The organism is Pirellulales bacterium, from assembly GCA_036267355.1.
Lineage (GTDB): Bacteria > Planctomycetota > Planctomycetia > Pirellulales > DATAWG01 > DATAWG01.
In genome coordinates, this window is the sequence record DATAWG010000078.1 from 1 (window position 1) to 16,152 (window position 16,152).

General features: G+C 62.1%; 10 protein-coding genes. 4 read left to right on the forward strand and 6 right to left on the reverse strand.

The window, feature by feature from the left end; genetic code table 11:
* Positions 1-683: 683 nt before the first annotated feature.
* The 3 genes from VHX65_12435 to VHX65_12445 form a co-directional block, all read right to left on the reverse strand.
* Complete coding sequence (locus tag VHX65_12435; protein HEX3999350.1) at positions 684-2,453, reverse strand: aspartate kinase; 1,770 nt, start codon at positions 2,451-2,453, stop codon at positions 684-686.
* A 172-nt stretch (positions 2,454-2,625) separates the two neighbouring features.
* Positions 2,626-3,837, reverse strand: coding sequence for a cofactor-independent phosphoglycerate mutase (locus VHX65_12440; GenBank protein HEX3999351.1), 1,212 nt, complete (start codon positions 3,835-3,837; stop codon positions 2,626-2,628).
* Between the two features lie 54 nt (positions 3,838-3,891).
* Entirely contained in the window at positions 3,892-5,235 is a 1,344-nt protein-coding gene (locus tag VHX65_12445; GenBank protein HEX3999352.1) for a homoserine dehydrogenase, read from the reverse strand.
* A 197-nt stretch (positions 5,236-5,432) separates the two neighbouring features.
* Between VHX65_12445 and VHX65_12450 the strand changes: the two genes are divergently transcribed.
* Both VHX65_12450 and lpdA read left to right on the forward strand, forming a co-directional pair.
* Positions 5,433-7,589: a protein kinase gene (locus tag VHX65_12450; GenBank protein ID HEX3999353.1), complete on the forward strand. Its 2,157-nt coding sequence runs from the start codon at positions 5,433-5,435 to the stop codon at positions 7,587-7,589.
* Positions 7,590-7,932: 343 nt separating this feature from the next.
* On the forward strand, positions 7,933-9,363 hold the full coding sequence (lpdA, locus tag VHX65_12455) for a dihydrolipoyl dehydrogenase (protein ID HEX3999354.1): 1,431 nt from the start codon (positions 7,933-7,935) through the stop codon (positions 9,361-9,363).
* A gap of 306 nt (positions 9,364-9,669) precedes the next feature.
* Here lpdA and VHX65_12460 read toward each other — a convergent pair whose 3' ends face one another.
* The 3 genes from VHX65_12460 to VHX65_12470 all read right to left on the reverse strand — a co-directional run bounded on the left by VHX65_12460 (position 9,670) and on the right by VHX65_12470 (position 12,258).
* Positions 9,670-10,413, reverse strand: coding sequence for a hypothetical protein (locus VHX65_12460; GenBank protein ID HEX3999355.1), 744 nt, complete (start codon positions 10,411-10,413; stop codon positions 9,670-9,672).
* Positions 10,414-10,418: 5 nt separating this feature from the next.
* Positions 10,419-11,030, reverse strand: coding sequence for an RNA polymerase sigma factor (locus tag VHX65_12465; GenBank protein ID HEX3999356.1), 612 nt, complete (start codon positions 11,028-11,030; stop codon positions 10,419-10,421).
* 226 nt (positions 11,031-11,256) lie between these two features.
* Positions 11,257-12,258 carry a hypothetical protein gene (locus VHX65_12470; protein HEX3999357.1) on the reverse strand — a complete coding sequence of 334 codons (1,002 nt, stop codon included), beginning with the start codon at positions 12,256-12,258 and terminating at the stop codon, positions 11,257-11,259.
* Positions 12,259-12,740: 482 nt separating this feature from the next.
* Here VHX65_12470 and VHX65_12475 point away from each other — a divergent pair, with 482 nt between their 5' ends.
* A complete protein-coding gene (locus VHX65_12475; GenBank protein HEX3999358.1) occupies positions 12,741-14,099 on the forward strand; it encodes a hypothetical protein in 1,359 nt (452 codons plus the stop codon).
* Between the two features lie 432 nt (positions 14,100-14,531).
* The gene (locus VHX65_12480; protein HEX3999359.1) at positions 14,532-15,821 is read left to right on the forward strand and encodes a PQQ-binding-like beta-propeller repeat protein; all 1,290 of its coding nucleotides are present in this window, start codon (positions 14,532-14,534) and stop codon (positions 15,819-15,821) included.
* Positions 15,822-16,152 lie beyond the last annotated feature (331 nt).

Consider the following 16,152-nt stretch of genomic DNA (forward strand, 5'->3'; position numbering starts at 1 on the left):
GGGAGTTGATAAAGGGGACAGGCGCATATAATGGGCAAGATGAGAACGTGCGCCTAGTTCGGTTTCTTGCGCGGTCGGCCTCGTGGGCGGAGCGTTGGTTGCAAGCCCAATTGCTCGGCCGCCTGCTCGCTCCACGCCGAAGGGGCTGCCGGGGGAGTGAAAACGGGACGCAGCTGCTCTGTAGAGAACTCCTCGGCAGATGCACTGTTACAGAACCCACTGCAACAAACGCCAAAATTGTGGCTCTTCCGTTTCTATGTGCGGAAGCCAATGAAATCGTCGTAATCCTAATCGTAACTATTTTACATCCAAGGAGTTACGGAATGCCGACCACCGGCAACACGGGGAGATTTTCGGAAAATCTCCCTCGTTGAACGCACTACCCAGTTGCCATGCCTCCGCTGAAAGTGCAGTTTCCGCGATTCTGGCACTCAGAAACGGAAGAGCCAAAATTGTGGGCTTTTTGACGGCATGGATTTCGTGAGGGGTACCATCGCGCCAGGTTCTCTACAGAGCAGGACGCGGCTGGACGCGGCTCTTTTTTTGTTGATTCCGTCGCTCCCAGGTCGATTGGCGGGCATGCCGCGAATTGCGCGTCGAGCTCCGACGGGGTTGATCTATCACGTTCTCAATCGGACTGTGGCTTCTCCTGAGTTTATGCCCCCCGCGATTTACGGAACCGCTTATTTCGCCGCGTCGGCGAATGCGCGTTGGAGGCATGCCAGCGCGGCGTCTGCCTGGCGGCCGTCGACGATTACGTTTACGCGCACTTCGCTGGTGCTCATCATGTCGACGTTGATACCGGCGGCGGCCAGCGACTCGAACATCCGGATGGCGACGCTTGTGTGGCTGCGCATGCCGATTCCCGACACCGATAGCTTCGCCACCTTGGCCGAACTGTTGACGCCGCCGCAGCCAATTCGCTTGGCGATTCGCCGGGCGAGCTCGACGGTGCGGGCGAATTCGGATTGGGGCACCGTGAAGCTGAGATTGGCCTGGCCGTCGCGGCCGAAGCTTTGCACGATCATATCCACGAACACGCCCGCCTTGGCCAGCTCGTCGAACGTCGCGGCGGCCACGCCGGGCCGATCGGGCACGTCGAAAATCGTCACCAGCGACTGCGACTGATCGAGCGAGATTTCGTCGATCGTCAGGTCTTCCATTCCTTGCAGGCGGCGAATGATTTCCAGAGCGCTTGCCTGACGCACAGGGCCGGTCGAAACCGGGCCGCCGTTGCCGTTCGGATCGGTTTTCAGATCGAAGGCGGCATGCACGGCCCGCAGGGCCGCCTGCGCCTCGCTGCGGGCGACGAGCACGGAGATCTTGATTTCGCTGGTGGTGATCACCAGGATATTCACGCCCGCGTCGGCCAGCGCGCGAAACATCTTTTGGGCCACGCCGACTTGCCGCGCCATGCCCAAGCCGACGACCGAAATTTTCGCCACCTGATCGTCGTGGCTATAGCCGACGGCGCCGAGTTCGTTCGCGGCTTCGGACACCGCTTCCATTGCCGTGGCCAGTTCGTCGCGATTCACGGTGAACGAAATATCGGCTTTTCCTTCCGCACCGATATTCTGCACGATCATATCCACCGTGATCTTCCGGTCGGCAAGCTTCGAGAACACGGCGAGGCTGACGCCCGGTCGATCGGGCACGCTTTCAAGCGTCACGCGGGCTTCGTCGCGCATCAGTGCCACGCCGCACACGGCCCGCTCCGGCGCTTCCGGCTCGGCGACGATCATCGTGCCGCGCACGTCGGAAAACGAGCTGCGTACATGGATCGGCACGTTGAATTTCTTGGCGAACTCGATCGACCGGCTGTGCATCACGGCGGCGCCGAGGCTGGCCAGCTCGAGCATTTCGTCGTAGCTGATCCGCTTGACGAGCCGGGCCTCGGGCAATTGGCGGGGGTCGGTCGTGTAAACGCCATCGACGTCGGTGTATATCTCGCACGCGTCGGCCCCCAGCACGGCGGCCAAGGCGACGGCCGTGGTGTCGCTGCCGCCGCGGCCAAGCGTCGTGATGTTGTAGTCTTCGTCGATGCCCTGGAAGCCCGCGGCCACGACGATATTTCCTTCATCGAGGGCCCACCGCAGACGATCGGTCGAGATCGAATGGATTCGGGCCTTGGTGTGGCTGCTATCGGTTTTGATGCCGATCTGGGCGCCGGTGAGGCTGATCGCTTTGTGGCCCAGCGAATGGACGGCCATCGCCGTTAGCGCGACGCTTACCTGTTCGCCGGTCGAAAGAAGCATGTCCATTTCGCGGGCCGATGGCCGATCGGTCAGTTCGTGGGCGAGATCGATGAGCGTGTCGGTATTCTTGCCCATCGCGCTGACGACGACGACGACGCGATTTCCTTCTTGCTGAGCGCGAATGGCCTTTCGCGCCGCGGCCAAAATCTTCTGGCTGTCGGCAACACTGGTTCCGCCAAACTTTTGAACGATCAGCATGGGGAGGAAGGGTGAGGGCGAGGGTGAGGGGTTCGAGACGGACGCGCGAAACCGCGAGCGAGCTTCGTGTGCCGTTTGGCATTGGGGGTCGCTTGCGGTTTCGCGCGTGGCGATAGGTTTGGTTCAATCCATGCGTTGTTCCCCTGCTCGAATTTCAACTCGTCCGTCGCCCTTAATCTCTCGTCCCTAAAAGCCATCCCATCAGTTTCCAGCCGGCTTCGAAGGCGAGGGAAGAATTCGCGGCCGCCACTTCGTCGTAGGTCGTTGCCGCGTCGGGGGCGATGCCAGCGCCGCAAATCGCGAACGGCACCGCGCCGTGGCTGTGCGTCTTGATCCGCAATGGCGTTGGATGGTCGGGCGAAATCAATATCCGATAGTCTCCCTGTTCGGCAAGCGCTTTGGCGAGCGGGTCGACGATGTGGCGATCGATGTCTTCCAGCGCGCGGATTTTCGCTGCCGCGTCCCCCTCATGCGATGCTTCGTCGGTCGCTTCGACGTGCACGCATATCAAATCCGCGTCGGCCAGCGCGTCGATCGCATAGCGGCCCTTGGCGGCGTAGTCGGTGTCGGTGTAGCCGGTGGCGCCCGGCACTTCGATCCGCCGCCAGCCCATCAACGCCGCAAGGCCGCGCAAGAGATCGACGGCCGTGATCATCGCGCCGCGGCAGCCATGATAGGCTTCGCAAAAGGGTCGCAAGGCCGGCGTGCGGCCTTGGCCCCAAAGCCAGATGTTCGTGGCCGGCGGCTTGCCTTCCGCGCGGCGGCGAACGTTCACCGGGTGCTCGGCAAACAGCCCCACGCTGTCGCTCATCAGTTGGTTGAGCAGCGCGGAGCCTGGGCCGCGGGGATAATCGTCGAGCACCGATCTATCGGTCAGGTCGTGGGGCGGAGTCGTGCGCGTGTCGGAAGAAAATGGCGCCGGATTGCGATCGCCGCGGCAGACCATCAGGTTGCGATAGCTCACCCCCGCAAAAAACTGCAATGCATCGCTGCCCAATTGCTCTTGCGCCGCCGACAGCAGCGAGCGGGCTTCGTCGGTCGAGATGTGTCCGGCCGTGAATTCGCGCATCACCTGGTCTTCGATCGTCACCAGATTGCAGCGAACGGCCCAATCGTTCGGCTCGAGCGCGATGCCCTGGGCCGCCGCCTCGAGCGGCGCTCGGCCGGTGAAATATTGCAGCGGATCATAGCCCAGCAAGCTGAGGCAGGCGACATCCGAGCCTGGCGGCAGCGACCGCGGGACATGGTTGGCCCGGCCAACCACGCCTGCGCGCGCGACGGCATCCATCGCGGGCACGGAGGCGGCCTGAAGCGGCGTCCGCCCGCCGAGCGATTCCTGCGGCTCATCTGCCGCCCCATCGGGAATAATAAGTGCGTATTTCACAGTGTTTTTTTGCCCCCGTCTGTCCCCGTTGCCTTCGTCCCTAACCCCTCACCCTCACACTTTCCCCCCGTAGACTCTCATCCGCGAACTCGGAGCCCGCACGTGCTCCATGCGGTCGATTGCATCGAACGCAGCACGCATCGCGCCTTCGGTGGCCGTGTGGGTCATGATCACTAGCGGCACGGTGCCGTCGGTGCCGTCTTGCGTGTGCTGAATGACCGACGCGATGGAGATTGCATGCCGGCCAAGTTCGCCGGCGATCTCGGCCAACACGCCCGGCCGGTCGGCGACGTTGAACCGCAGATAATGCCGGCCGCTCGATTGCGCCGGATCGGCCAACCGCACGTGCGACGGCTCGTCCGACCAAAGCTGCAATGTATGGAACGTAATTTTCGCGCGGCCGACGACCATATCGATCAGGTCGGCCACGACGGCCGATGCGGTCGGCATCTGACCAGCCCCCAAACCGTGGAAGAACAATTGGCCGACGGCGTCGCCCGTCAGCGCGATCGCGTTGTAGGCTTCGCGCACCTCGGCCAGTGGAGTTCGGGTGTGGACAAGCGTCGGCGACACATGCAGGTCCAATCCCGCGGCGCCCAGCCGAGCGACGGCCAGCAGCCGAATTCGATAGCCAAGCTCGCGTGCATATCGCAGATCGGTGGCATCGACCCGATCGATGCCGCGGCAGGGAATTTCGCGCCATTGGGGCCGAAAGCCGAAGGCGAGTTGCGAGAGAATTGCCAGTTTTTGCACCGTGTCGGTTCCGTCGACGTCCATCGTCGGATCGGCTTCGGCATAGCCGCGGCGCTGCGCCTCGGCAAGCGCGGCCGAATAGTTGGCGCCGCGGTCTTCCATTTCCGTGAGGATGAAATTGCACGTGCCGTTAAGGATGCCGTGGATCGAGAGAACTTGATTCGCGGCGAGGCATTGGTTGATATTGGCGATAATCGGAATACCGCCGGCCACGGCCGCTTCGAACGCGATCGAACGATCCGCCCGCCGGGCCGCGTCGAACAGCTCGGTGCCATGCTCGGCCAGGAGTGCCTTGTTGGCGGTCACCACGTCTTTGCCGGCGGCCAAGAGTTGGAGCAAAATCGTGCGGGCCGGCTCGAGTCCGCCGACCAAATGGGCCACTGTGCTGATTTCGGGATTGCCGGTGATGCGTTTCAAATCGGTGGAGATCATTCCGGCCGGCAAACGCACATCGCGTGGTTTTTGCGAATCGCGCACCACGACGTGCTCGAGCACGAGCCGCCGTCCGGCCCGGCGCGCAGCCCGATCGCCGTGGTCGACCAACAGCCGGGCGACGCCCGACCCGACCGTGCCCAATCCGACGATCCCGATCTTGACCGTATCCACCACAGCGAATCCGTGTTTTCCGAAAATCGAACGATCCATCGTAGGAAGCGCGACGGCGAGGCGTCAAGCGAGCGCCGGGGGCAGGCAGAGGGCAAGCGGGGGTGGCATCGCGCGAAACCGCAAGCGAGCCGCACCGCCCAAGGGAGTCGGAAGCTCGCTTGCGGTTTCGCGCGCCGTTTCCTATCCCCTCACCCTCACCCTCACCCTCACCCCATCCGGCATGTTACATTGCAAGGATGCAACTGGAACAACTCGGTCCCTATCGTCTCGCCCGGCGGCTTGGCCGAGGCGGCATGGGAACCGTTTTCGAAGGCCTGAATGTCGACACCGGCCAACCGGCCGCCATCAAGGTTCTCAATCCGCATCTGGCGGTCGAAGAAGGCTTCCGCGAACGGTTCGAAATCGAGATCGAAACGCTCAAGAAACTGAAGCATCCGAATATCGTTCGGCTGTATGGCTTCGGGGAGCAAGACGGCGTGATCTTCTACGCCATGGAATTGGTTCATGGCACGAACCTGGAAGACGAATTGCAAGCCAGCCGCCGCTTCAATTGGCGCGAAACGACGAGCCTCGGCATCAAGCTCGCCCGCGCCCTGCAGCATGCCCACGACCATGGCGTCATCCATCGCGATCTGAAGCCGGCCAACCTTCTGCTGACGCCCGACGGGGACGTCAAATTGGCCGATTTCGGCATCGCCCGACTATTCGGCAACACGCGATTGACCTCCGCCGGCGGTTTGGTAGGCACCGCCGAGTATATGGCTCCCGAGCAGGCCGACGGCCGGGGCGTCACGCCGCAATGCGATCTCTACAGCTTGGGCGGCGTGTTGTTTGCGATGTTGGCCGGCCGGCCGCCGTTTTGGGGCGGTTCGCTGCCGGAAGTTTTGCAGCTTCACCGTTTCGCGGTGCCGCCGCCGGTGGCGCGGTTTGCTCCCGACACGCCGATCCAACTTGGCGACATCATCGCTCGTTTGCTTTCCAAAGACCCGACCGCCCGCGGCACGAATGCGCGCGTGATCGGCAAGCAGCTCGCGGCCTTGGAACACGCGCTGTCGATGCCGCGGGAGTCGGGCTTGTCGGCAGGTTCGACCGCTGCTTCGACGGCCGGGGCCGCATTGCCGGTGGAGGGCATCCCACCGGTCGCGAAATCCGCACAGCCAGTCCGGCACGAATTCGAACTCTTGCCGCCGGGCGCGGAGACGCTCCCTGCCGAACCGCCGCTCGATCCGTTCAAAACGCTTCGCGGCCACGCTCCGCAACCGACGGCCGACCCAGCGGCGCCGGCGACTTCGCTGAGCCCCGCTCGATCGCAACTTTCGCCGACATTGGCCCCACCCTCGAGCGCATCGGCCGAATCCGCCGGCGAGCGGCGCGTGGCCGACGCGCCGGCAATCGGTTCGCTGCCGCTCCCGTACGATGTCACCGCCGGGCCGAGTTCAGCCGGGCCGAACTCAGCCGGGCCGCCCCCGGTGATTGGGCCGCGAAACGGCGCAAAAACTCCGCCGTCGCTCGCCGTTTCGCCACGCACTGCGGAGCCTTCGCCATCGGACGTTGTTTCGACTGGCGATAACTCGAACCGCATGTTTAGTTCCGCCGCGGCAAGCGCGCTGGGGCACGAACCGCGAGGCCTGTCGCACTCGACGCCCTCGCGCGGCAATCGGTTCATCACGGTCGAGGAAGACGAACGCCGCCGCGCCGAAGCCGACGCGTCGGCCCAAAGCAGCGGCTGGATTCAAATCGCGCTGTTGTCGCTGGCGTTGGCCTCGCTTGTCGGCCTGGGCTTGTACATGATGCGTCCGCCCTCTGCCGACACGCTCTTCGCTCGCATCGAGACGACCGTCGGAACCGCTGGTCGGCCCGAACGGCTGTTGGACGCCGAAAACGATATCCGCAAATTCCTCAGCCGTTTTCCAGACGATCCGCACGTGCCGCAGATCAAAAGCTACGCCGAAGAAATCGAACTGCTGCACCTCGAGCGGCAGTTCGCACTTAGTCCTCGGCTTGCCGGGGCCGCAGGCGAGCCGATCACGCACGACTACGCCGACGCAATCCGCGAAGCCGCAAACGATCCCGAACAGACGGTCGCCAAACTGCAGGCCCTCATCGATTTCTACGGCCAACTGCCCCATCCTTCGGAAACGACGGTCCGATTCATCGAACTGGCCCATCGTCAACTGGCCCATCTAGACCAGCAGATTTCCAAAATATCGCCCACCTATCGAAGGTTGATCGACGCCAATCTTGCCCGGGCCCAAGAACTGCGCGCGACCGCTCCGGAAAAAGCCCGCGCGATTTGGTCGAGCATCGTCGAACTCTACGGCGACAAACCATGGGCCGCCGACGAAGTGAAAAAAGCTCGCGACGCCCTCGCCGCGGCATCCGCTCCGCATTGACCATCGCTCTACGATTGATTGCTATGGGTTTCGTGTGGCACTGGCAAGCGCAGTCTGGCAGTGCCGGCCGGCGAGTTGACATGCAGGCTCGAAAAGGGGCGACGCGAAACCTATTGGCAAACGACCGGCGTTGGCGAGAGGAGGGCAAAGTCTTCGGCGCTCACACTGGCCGACTTCGCTGGCCAGTGGCACACGGTCGCTGCATACACGGGCAGCGACAAGGGCTACCCCAGACAACCAATCGCACCTACCGGCGCTGCTTGACGGGTGGCGGTCGCTCGCACAAACTAGGCCCTTTTCCTGAACAAAAGCTTCACCCTTTGGCAATCGCAAGGAAGTGTCGATGGCAAGCCAACTTGTCGTGCTCGGCGGCGGACCCGGCGGATATACGGCGGCGTTTCTCGCTGCCGATTTGGGAATGAAGGTGACCCTGGTCGAAGCCGATCCCCGATTGGGCGGCACATGCTTGCTGCGCGGCTGCATTCCCTCCAAGGCCCTGCTGCACGTCGCAAAAGTGATCAGCGAAGCCAAGGAACTCGATGGCTGGGGCGTTCGCTTCGCCTCTCCGAAACTCGAGGTCGATGCCCTGCGAGCCCGCAAGGAAAAAGTGATCGACACCCTCACCGGCGGGCTGAAGCAACTCGCCAAGCGGCGGAATGTCGAAGTGATTCAGGCTCGCGGAGTTTTCGAAAATTCGACCACCTTGCGGCTCGAGCGGGCCGAAAAAGGGGCCAAGAACGAAACGCTCGAATTCGAGCATTGCATCCTGGCCAGCGGATCGCGGCCGATGAAAATTCCGGCCTTCGATCTCCCCACGCCACGAGTAATGGATTCCAGCGGAGCGCTCGATTTGCCCGACATTCCCGAATCGCTGTTGGTCGTCGGCGGCGGATACATCGGCCTGGAAATGGGCACCGTCTACGCCGAATTGGGCACGAAAGTGAGCGTGGTCGAATTGACCGACGGGCTGTTGCCCGGGGCCGATCGCGATCTCGTCAAGCCGCTCCATGTCCGGATGGAAAAGCGATTTGCCGCAATCCATTTGAGAACCAAGGTCGCTTCGCTCGCCGACAAGCGCGATTCGATCGAGGTGAATTTTCAGGCAGCCGACGGCAGCGGGTCGCGCAGCGAGAGGTTTAGCCGCGTATTGGTGTCGGTCGGGCGGCGGCCCAATAGCGACGGCCTGGGATTGGAAAACACGAAAGTCGAAATCGATCGCCGCGGCTTTGTCGTCACCGACGATCAGCAGCGCACGGCCGATCCGCATATCCTGGCAATCGGCGACGTGGCCGGCGAACCGATGCTGGCCCACAAGGCATCGCACCAGGGGAAAGTGGCCGTCGAAGCGTTGCACGGCGGCCCGGCGGTTTTCGCCCCGCAGGCGATCCCCGCCGTCGTGTTCACCGATCCCGAAATCGCCTGGGCGGGCCTCACGGAGCAGGCCGCCAAAGCCGAGGGGCGAGAATTCGAGGCAGTCCGCTATCCCTGGGCGGCCAGCGGGCGGGCCCAATCGCTCGGCCGCACCGAGGGGCTCACCAAATTGCTCGTCGATCCGGAAACCGAGCGGATCTTGGGCGTCGGCATCGTGGGCAGCGGAGCAGGCGAACTGATTGCCGAGGGTGTGTTGGCGATCGAAATGGGCTGCACCGCCCGCGATCTGGCCGAATCGATCCATCCGCATCCGACACTGAGCGAAACGCTCTCCTTTAGCGGCGAACTCTTCCTGGGCACGGCCACCGAAATCTACAGACCACGCCAACCGGCCGAAGGCTGAGCAGTCTTGTACGGGCCAGAGCGTGCGACCGACCGTGTGCCACTGGCCAGCGCAGTCGGCCAGTGTGAGCGCCGCAAGACCCTGCGACGCGCTCTCGAACGCCGCCGTTTGCCAATCGCTATCGGCGTCGCCCATTGCCGAGGGGTAACGTCAACTCGCCGGCCGGCACTGGCCGACTTCTCTGGCCAGTGGCACACCCGAGGTGGCAGCATTGAGGTGGCAGTATTGAGAAGAATAGAAACGCCTGTCAGGGCGCTTCCTCGCTAACGCTTCGGGCTAGTGTGATTGGGCCGACTTGCGCTGATCTCAGAGCCCCCAATCTTCGCCGGGCATTTCGAAGGGCAGTTGATCCACCAGCAAATGGGCGGTCGCTTTAGCCTCGCGGCCAAGGCCATCGAGCGTGTAGCCCGCCGCCGCGGCGGAAATGTGCTGCGGGAGATCGCCGGCGAGTTCTTGCGTCAGATCGGTTGCGATCTCGCTCGGTGCGAGGTCGATATCGTTCGGCGAATCCTGATCGATCGCCACCGGCTCGACCGTCGCGCGCTTGGGCGGAGTCGCCACAATTCGGACCGGCACATTCGAGATCGCCGGCAACTGCGTCGCGGGCGATTCGATTGCCGGCGGCGCCCCGGCGACCGGTCGAGTGATTGAGGATGTCAGGCTCCGCGAATTTTGCTGGTTCACCAGCGCGATCAACGATCGCACGCCCACCGCGACCACCAGAACCGCCGCCGTCGCTGCGGCAATCCGGCCAACATTCGACCAGAATCGGCGAAGCCGCGAATCGCCGGATCGTTTCGTAAGCGGCGCCGCCGGCCCGACGAGCGGCTGCGTGAGTTCGGACGTAACTGTCGCGCCGGACATCCGCGCGCCGGAAATCCGCTGAGCCGCAAACCGGCTCGCATCTCCGGCCGCGTCTGCCGGCCGGACCGACTGCATGATCCGCTGGTGCAACGCTTCGGAGAATTGCGGTTGCTCGCGCCGCGCCGCTTCGCGCAGCTTGCGGGCCATCCAGTCTTCGCTTCGAGAACGAGAGTTTTCGTCGTGCATGAACATCACCCCTTCGCATCCACACTGGCCGCGAATCCAAATTCTTCACCCATCAAGGCCCGCAAGCCCGGCAGCAGTTTTTTTCGTGCCCGAAACATCATCGTCTTCACCGCCGCCCGCGAGCGCCCCAGAATCCGGCCGATCTGCTGCGTGTTCAATTCTTCCACGTAATGCAGCCAAAGGCTGGCGGTCTGCTCCACGTCGAGCGTTTCCGCGGCAAGCTGCCAGACTCCGCGTTGCGATTCGCCGGCCGAAATCGCGTCGGCGACATCGGCGGCCGGCGAGCAAATCGCATCGGCCTCGGCGATCGACCGCGTGCGGTGCTCGTCGCGGCGGTGGTTGAGCGACAAGCGGTGCGCGATCGTAAATAGCCACGTGCGAAATCGGAATCGCGGTTCGTACCGGTGCAATGCTCGATAGGCTCGCACTAACGATTCCTGAGCCAAGTCTTCCGCGTCGGCCCGGCAGCGCGATCGGCTTACCAAGAACTGCAGAAGCGGCACCTGCACCCGCCGCACGAGTCGCTCGAAACTCGCTTCACAGCCTCGTTGGGCCAAAACGGCCAACTGCTCTTCGCTGAGCGGCTCGGACGCCGGCGGTTGCGATGCCATGCTCATCGTGCGATGCAAATTCGTGTTCGACTGCCGCCCATGCCGATGCGCGGCGCTCAGTTTCGCGTTCGGGTGCCATGCCCTCGGCTCTGCGTGGGCATGCTTATTCTCGGTGATTCACATCCCCATTCAAGGCAATGGGCAGGGCGCCGCCGCCGTTCGTTGCGGGGGCCACCATGCCCCACGACCGCAGCCGTGGGGCATGGCACCCTGCAATCTCGGCTCGCCTCGCCTACTTATCTTCCGATTCGGCCGGTTTCTTCTCCTCTGGACCGCCGCGATTCGATTGCTGATGCATCTTCTCGCCGAGCTTGATCAATTCGTCGGCCGGTGCTTTCCAATCGACGGTCAGGTTTTTGTCCGCCGCCTCGACTTTCAAGTCTTTGAGCAACTGTTGCACTTCCGGATGCTCGCCGGCTTGCAGAGCCATCATCCCGCTGAAGCCGTCGATCATCGACTTCATTTGCTTGGCGGCCTCGGGCTTGGTCGTGGTGACGTTGAGCTTGATGAAATCGTCTCCCTCGTTCTCGCCGATGGCGAGGTGAACGTCGTCGATTTGCGCCAACAGCGGCTGTTGAATCGGGAGCTTTGCTTCCGTGAGGCCGACGACCGCCAATCGCATGAACGTTCCCTTCGGCGCGTCGCCCAAGAGGGGCGAGCTGCTCGACAATCCCCCCTTGCCGGCAATCACCTTCAGGGCCGATTTCAGGCTTTCGTCGCTATCGGCCAAGACGCCGACTCCCTTTTTGGGAAACGCCGCCCAAACGGTTTCCTTTTTGTCGTGGCCCATGTTCGATTTCCAGGTGTACACATCGGTGCCATCGTCAGTCTTCGATTCGGCATAGTCGGGGCGTGTTTTCAGAAAGCTCACGATTTTGTCGGTGTCGGCGTCGGCATACACGATCAGCACGGGGCTGCGTGGCGTGGCATCGGCGCCCAATTTGATATCCGTGCCGTAGAGCGTAACACCATGCAGGTCTTTTTCCGGATCGAAGCCGAAGTCTTTCAACTTTTCGAGCGATTTTTCGACGCGCGCGTTCTTCAGCGCCTGGGAGCGCAGATGTTCGCCGATTTTCGTTTCCCGCGCCGCATCGAAATCGATATGCGCCAGCCATTTAGCCGAACTAGACACATCCGCTGCTTCGAGCGGCGCCGCATGTACCGCCGGCGCGGCGCTGCCCCAAATCGCTGCCCCCAACATCACCGCCACCGCACTTGCTAGCAACCGCTTCATCGTAAATCTCCAAAAAGAGTTCGGTTCAACATCGCGAGTATTGCCATTTATACACCGCCAAACCGCCGCCGGTTACCGCTAATTGCGAATTGCAGCGGTTCAGTCCGTGAAGAACATGGACACAGATTTGCCGATTTTGACGCCCATTTCGGTTTGGCCGGCTGATGACGAACGAGCCAATGGATTTGTGTCGATCCGGAAGCCCCGGGGTGGCACACCCGATGACGGCCAATGCTGGGCTATGGGACAAAAACCCCGGTGCGGTTTCAATCACGTCCCCCCGCCGCGGCGGTTCGGCTCGGATCGGTTCATTGCCGACGGCGAACTTGCTTGCGAATTCAACCCGAAGCAGAGTACAAATTGAAACGGCGGAGCCAACGATTTCTTAGAGCTAGAAACAACACAAGCCCGAAGCGTTCGCGAGGGACGACCCGCTCAAGGCGAGATTTCCCGCCGGGGGCGCAAAAAAAAGGAAACTCGGCATGACACGATTCTTGCTTTCCAACCGCATTCGACCGCTCGGCCTGCTCTCGGCCCGCGCCGCGGCCCTCTGTCTAGTCGCCGCCGTCGCAATCTCCGTCCGGGCCGATGATCCGCCCGGCAGCGAAACTCCGCCAGCCGAATCGCCGAAAACCGAATCGCCGAAAACCGAATCGCCCACCGCCAAAACACCCTCGCCGAAGCCCACCCCGGCGAAAGCGATTTGGTACAAACCGGCCGTTGCGACGAAAATCCTCATCGACAAGGGCCTCAAGCGCCTCAAAGCCACAGCCGCGTCCACTCCTTGGGTCCTCCCCGACGACGCCAAGGTCACCGAAAAATTGGCCGATTTCACAAAAGTCGCCGCCGCGAATCATGGCGCGGCCAAAAATGCGAAACACGAATCGCTCGAAATATCCGGCGATCGCGAAACGCTTTCCAAGGCCCAAGCCCGCTACACCGAGCTCAAGGGCTATGCCGACAAGCCCGACTCGATCCCCCACAAAATTGCTGCGCGCTTCCGCAGCGAGCAGGAAATGATGCAGGCCCTGCAGCAGGATTTGAACCAGCAAGTCGAAACCATCAACAAGCTCCAGCCGAAGCTGCAAGGACAATTCGTCGCCGATATTCCCGGGGCGCTCAAAGCCGCGATCATCGATTGGATGCTTGCCCGCAACAATCTAATCATGGCCTACAACGCGGCCAAAACTGATTTCGATCCGCTCGACAAACAATACCGCGCCCTGGCCGATGATCCCGAAGCGGCCGCGGCGCTGCGCTCGCTGGGCAAGAAGAATCATCTCGGCTCGGCCGCCTTCGAGCAGATCCAAAAATCAATGGCCGAGGCCGAAACGGTCGTCAACTCGGGCGAGGTTCCGTTTTATCGCCAAGGGGCTCTCGATAGCGTCGGCGCGATCTTGAACGGCACCACGCCAATCGTAATTTTGATCCAATCGACGAACCCGAACGCCCCCAGTTGGGCCCCGGCCGATATGCTCGCCAAGGCCGGCGTCGCGATCGACGCCACGAGCCCCGAGGTGCAGCTCACGTTCAGCGGCAACGGCGCCCGAGTGATCAAATGCCATCAGGTGCTCGTGCCGAAGCTGCGGATCGGCAAATACGTGCTCGAAAATCTGAAATTCCTGGCGATGCCCGACGACGCCAAAGACCTCGGCTTGGAGCTCGCCAACAGCGAGCTCATGGCCTACGACCAAACCCCCGACCGCGAAACTTGGCTCTACAAATTCGAAAAGAAAGCCGAATCGGCCGAAGAAGCGAAACCAACTGACACGAAACCGGACGAACCGAAGCCAGCCGATTCGCAGGCGGCGAAGCCTGACGACAAGACCGAGGCGAAATAGTGCAACCGTTCGTAAGCATACACCAGCACCATCGCGCGTGCGGTGGGGGGGCGATTCCGCATTCAGAATTCCCCGGGCAGGCGTATTTGGGTTATTTCTTCACTCGTCCAATTCTGTTCGGGGGCGGTGATGATTCGCTTCGCGCTGACGCCGGCAATTTCAATCCGAAGGCGTCGCCGAGCTTGCGGTTGCGCGTCGCGTAGCGCTCGCAAGCTGTCGAGCGATCAATCTCTTCCTTGACCCGGCCAGCGGCGTTCGCCACACTAAGGCTCGGCTGAAAAATAGCTTCCGCTTGTCGAACCTCCTCAGCTGCCCTCTTCCGCAAGGGGAGCGGGATCTGTGGAGAAGTTGTTGTTCGGCCGAGCATAATACGGTCTGGCGTCGTTCGTGATTTGGATCGCCGCGGTTCCGCAGCAAGGAGTTTTCCCTTCCATGAGATTGCATCGGCCTTGGATTGGCATCGCGTCGTTGGTCTGCTGCTGGTTCGCTGTTCAACACGCCCGCGCGGATAACTGGCCGCAATGGCGCGGCGCCCGGTTCGACGGCGTCAGCTTGGAGACTGGATTGCCGGCGGAATGGAACAAGGCATCCGGCAAGAATATCGCTTGGCGGCTCGCACTGCCCGGCCCCGCCGGAGCCACGCCCGTGGTGTGGCAAGACCATCTCTTTCTCACCTCCGTCGACGGTTCCGATCTGGTGTTGATCGCAGCCGACACTTCCGGCAAGCAGCTTTGGAAAAAGACCGTGGGCAGCGGCAACAAGAACGTTCGCGGCGATGAAGGCAATTCCGCTTCGCCCTCTCCCGCCACCGACGGCAAGCACGTCTGGACCATGATGGGCACCGGCGTCTTGGCCTGCTACGACTTCGCCGGCAACCAAATTTGGAAGATCGATCTGCAAAAGAAGTATGGCCAATTCCTGATCCAACACGGTTTTTCATCGAGCCCCGTGCTCGATGGCGACCGCCTCTATCTGCAACTGATCCATAGCGGCGGAGCGAAGATCGTCTGCTTGGATAAGGCGACGGGGGAACAGGTGTGGATGCAGCGTCGCAAGACCGATGCCCGCGACGAATGTCAAGAATCGTATGCCACGCCGACAATCTATCGCGATCAACATCAAGCCCTGCTGCTGACGCACGGCGGCGACTACATCATCGCCCATCGCTTGAGCGACGGCGAAGAAGTATGGCGCTGCGGCGGCTTGAACCCCAAGGGGCAATACAACAACTCGCTCCGGCTCGTGGCCTCGCCGCTCGCCGTGCCGGGCATCATCATTGTCCCTTCGGCGAAGAATGGTCCGGTCATGGCATTGCGGCCCGACGGGCATGGCGACATCACCAACGATGCCCAGACCCATTATTGGACCCATCCGCACAACACGCCCGACGTTCCATCGCCGCTGGTCTACGATGGGTTGGCCTATCTTTGCCGCGAAAATGGAAACTTGTATTGCTTCGACGTTCGCACCGGCGAGCAATACTATGAACACCGCACCCATCCCGATCGCCACCGCGCCAGCCCGCTGTATGCCGATGGCAAAATCTATCTGGCATCGCGCGATGGCACGGTGACGGTGGTGAAAGCCGGCCGGCAATACGAGGAATTGGCTTCCAACACGATGGGCGAAGACATTTCCGCCTCCCCGATCGTTGCCGACGGCACCCTCTATCTCCGCACCTTCGAAGCGCTCTACGCCATCCGGGCCCCAAGAAAAAGGTGACGGCCACCAAAATTGGCTAAATTGGGGCGTCTTGGTAAACACGACGCATGGCGCGAGCAAAACGATATTTGCCGGGCGGCATGCTGTTCCACGTTCCAAACCGCAGCGTGGGTCGGCGCGAGCTATTTGCAAAAGACCACGACTTCTCGGCGTTCGAGCGCGCCATTCCAGATTGCCCATTATATGCGCCCGTCCCAATACTGTTCGGCACGACATTTGCGCCACCCAATTTCGCGAATCCATTAGTCTGGCACGAGATTTGCGCTCCCCGGCGATGACACGGATTGTTTCGGTCATTTTGGCAGGAGTTGGCCATGGCGGGCAAGGCACG

What these genes read in the sequence shown, in the direction of transcription:
- VHX65_12435 (HEX3999350.1), bottom strand. Translation starts at nt 2,453, where the DNA reads ATGCTGATCGTTCAAAAGTTTGGCGGAACCAGTGTTGCCGACAGCCAG.
- VHX65_12445 (HEX3999352.1), bottom strand. Translation starts at nt 5,235, where the DNA reads ATGGATCGTTCGATTTTCGGAAAACACGGATTCGCTGTGGTGGATACG.
- VHX65_12450 (HEX3999353.1), top strand. Translation starts at nt 5,433, where the DNA reads ATGCAACTGGAACAACTCGGTCCCTATCGTCTCGCCCGGCGGCTTGGC.
- lpdA (HEX3999354.1), top strand. Translation starts at nt 7,933, where the DNA reads ATGGCAAGCCAACTTGTCGTGCTCGGCGGCGGACCCGGCGGATATACG.
- VHX65_12460 (HEX3999355.1), bottom strand. Translation starts at nt 10,413, where the DNA reads ATGCACGACGAAAACTCTCGTTCTCGAAGCGAAGACTGGATGGCCCGC.
- VHX65_12465 (HEX3999356.1), bottom strand. Translation starts at nt 11,030, where the DNA reads ATGAGCATGGCATCGCAACCGCCGGCGTCCGAGCCGCTCAGCGAAGAG.
- VHX65_12470 (HEX3999357.1), bottom strand. Translation starts at nt 12,258, where the DNA reads ATGAAGCGGTTGCTAGCAAGTGCGGTGGCGGTGATGTTGGGGGCAGCG.
- VHX65_12475 (HEX3999358.1), top strand. Translation starts at nt 12,741, where the DNA reads ATGACACGATTCTTGCTTTCCAACCGCATTCGACCGCTCGGCCTGCTC.
- VHX65_12480 (HEX3999359.1), top strand. Translation starts at nt 14,532, where the DNA reads ATGAGATTGCATCGGCCTTGGATTGGCATCGCGTCGTTGGTCTGCTGC.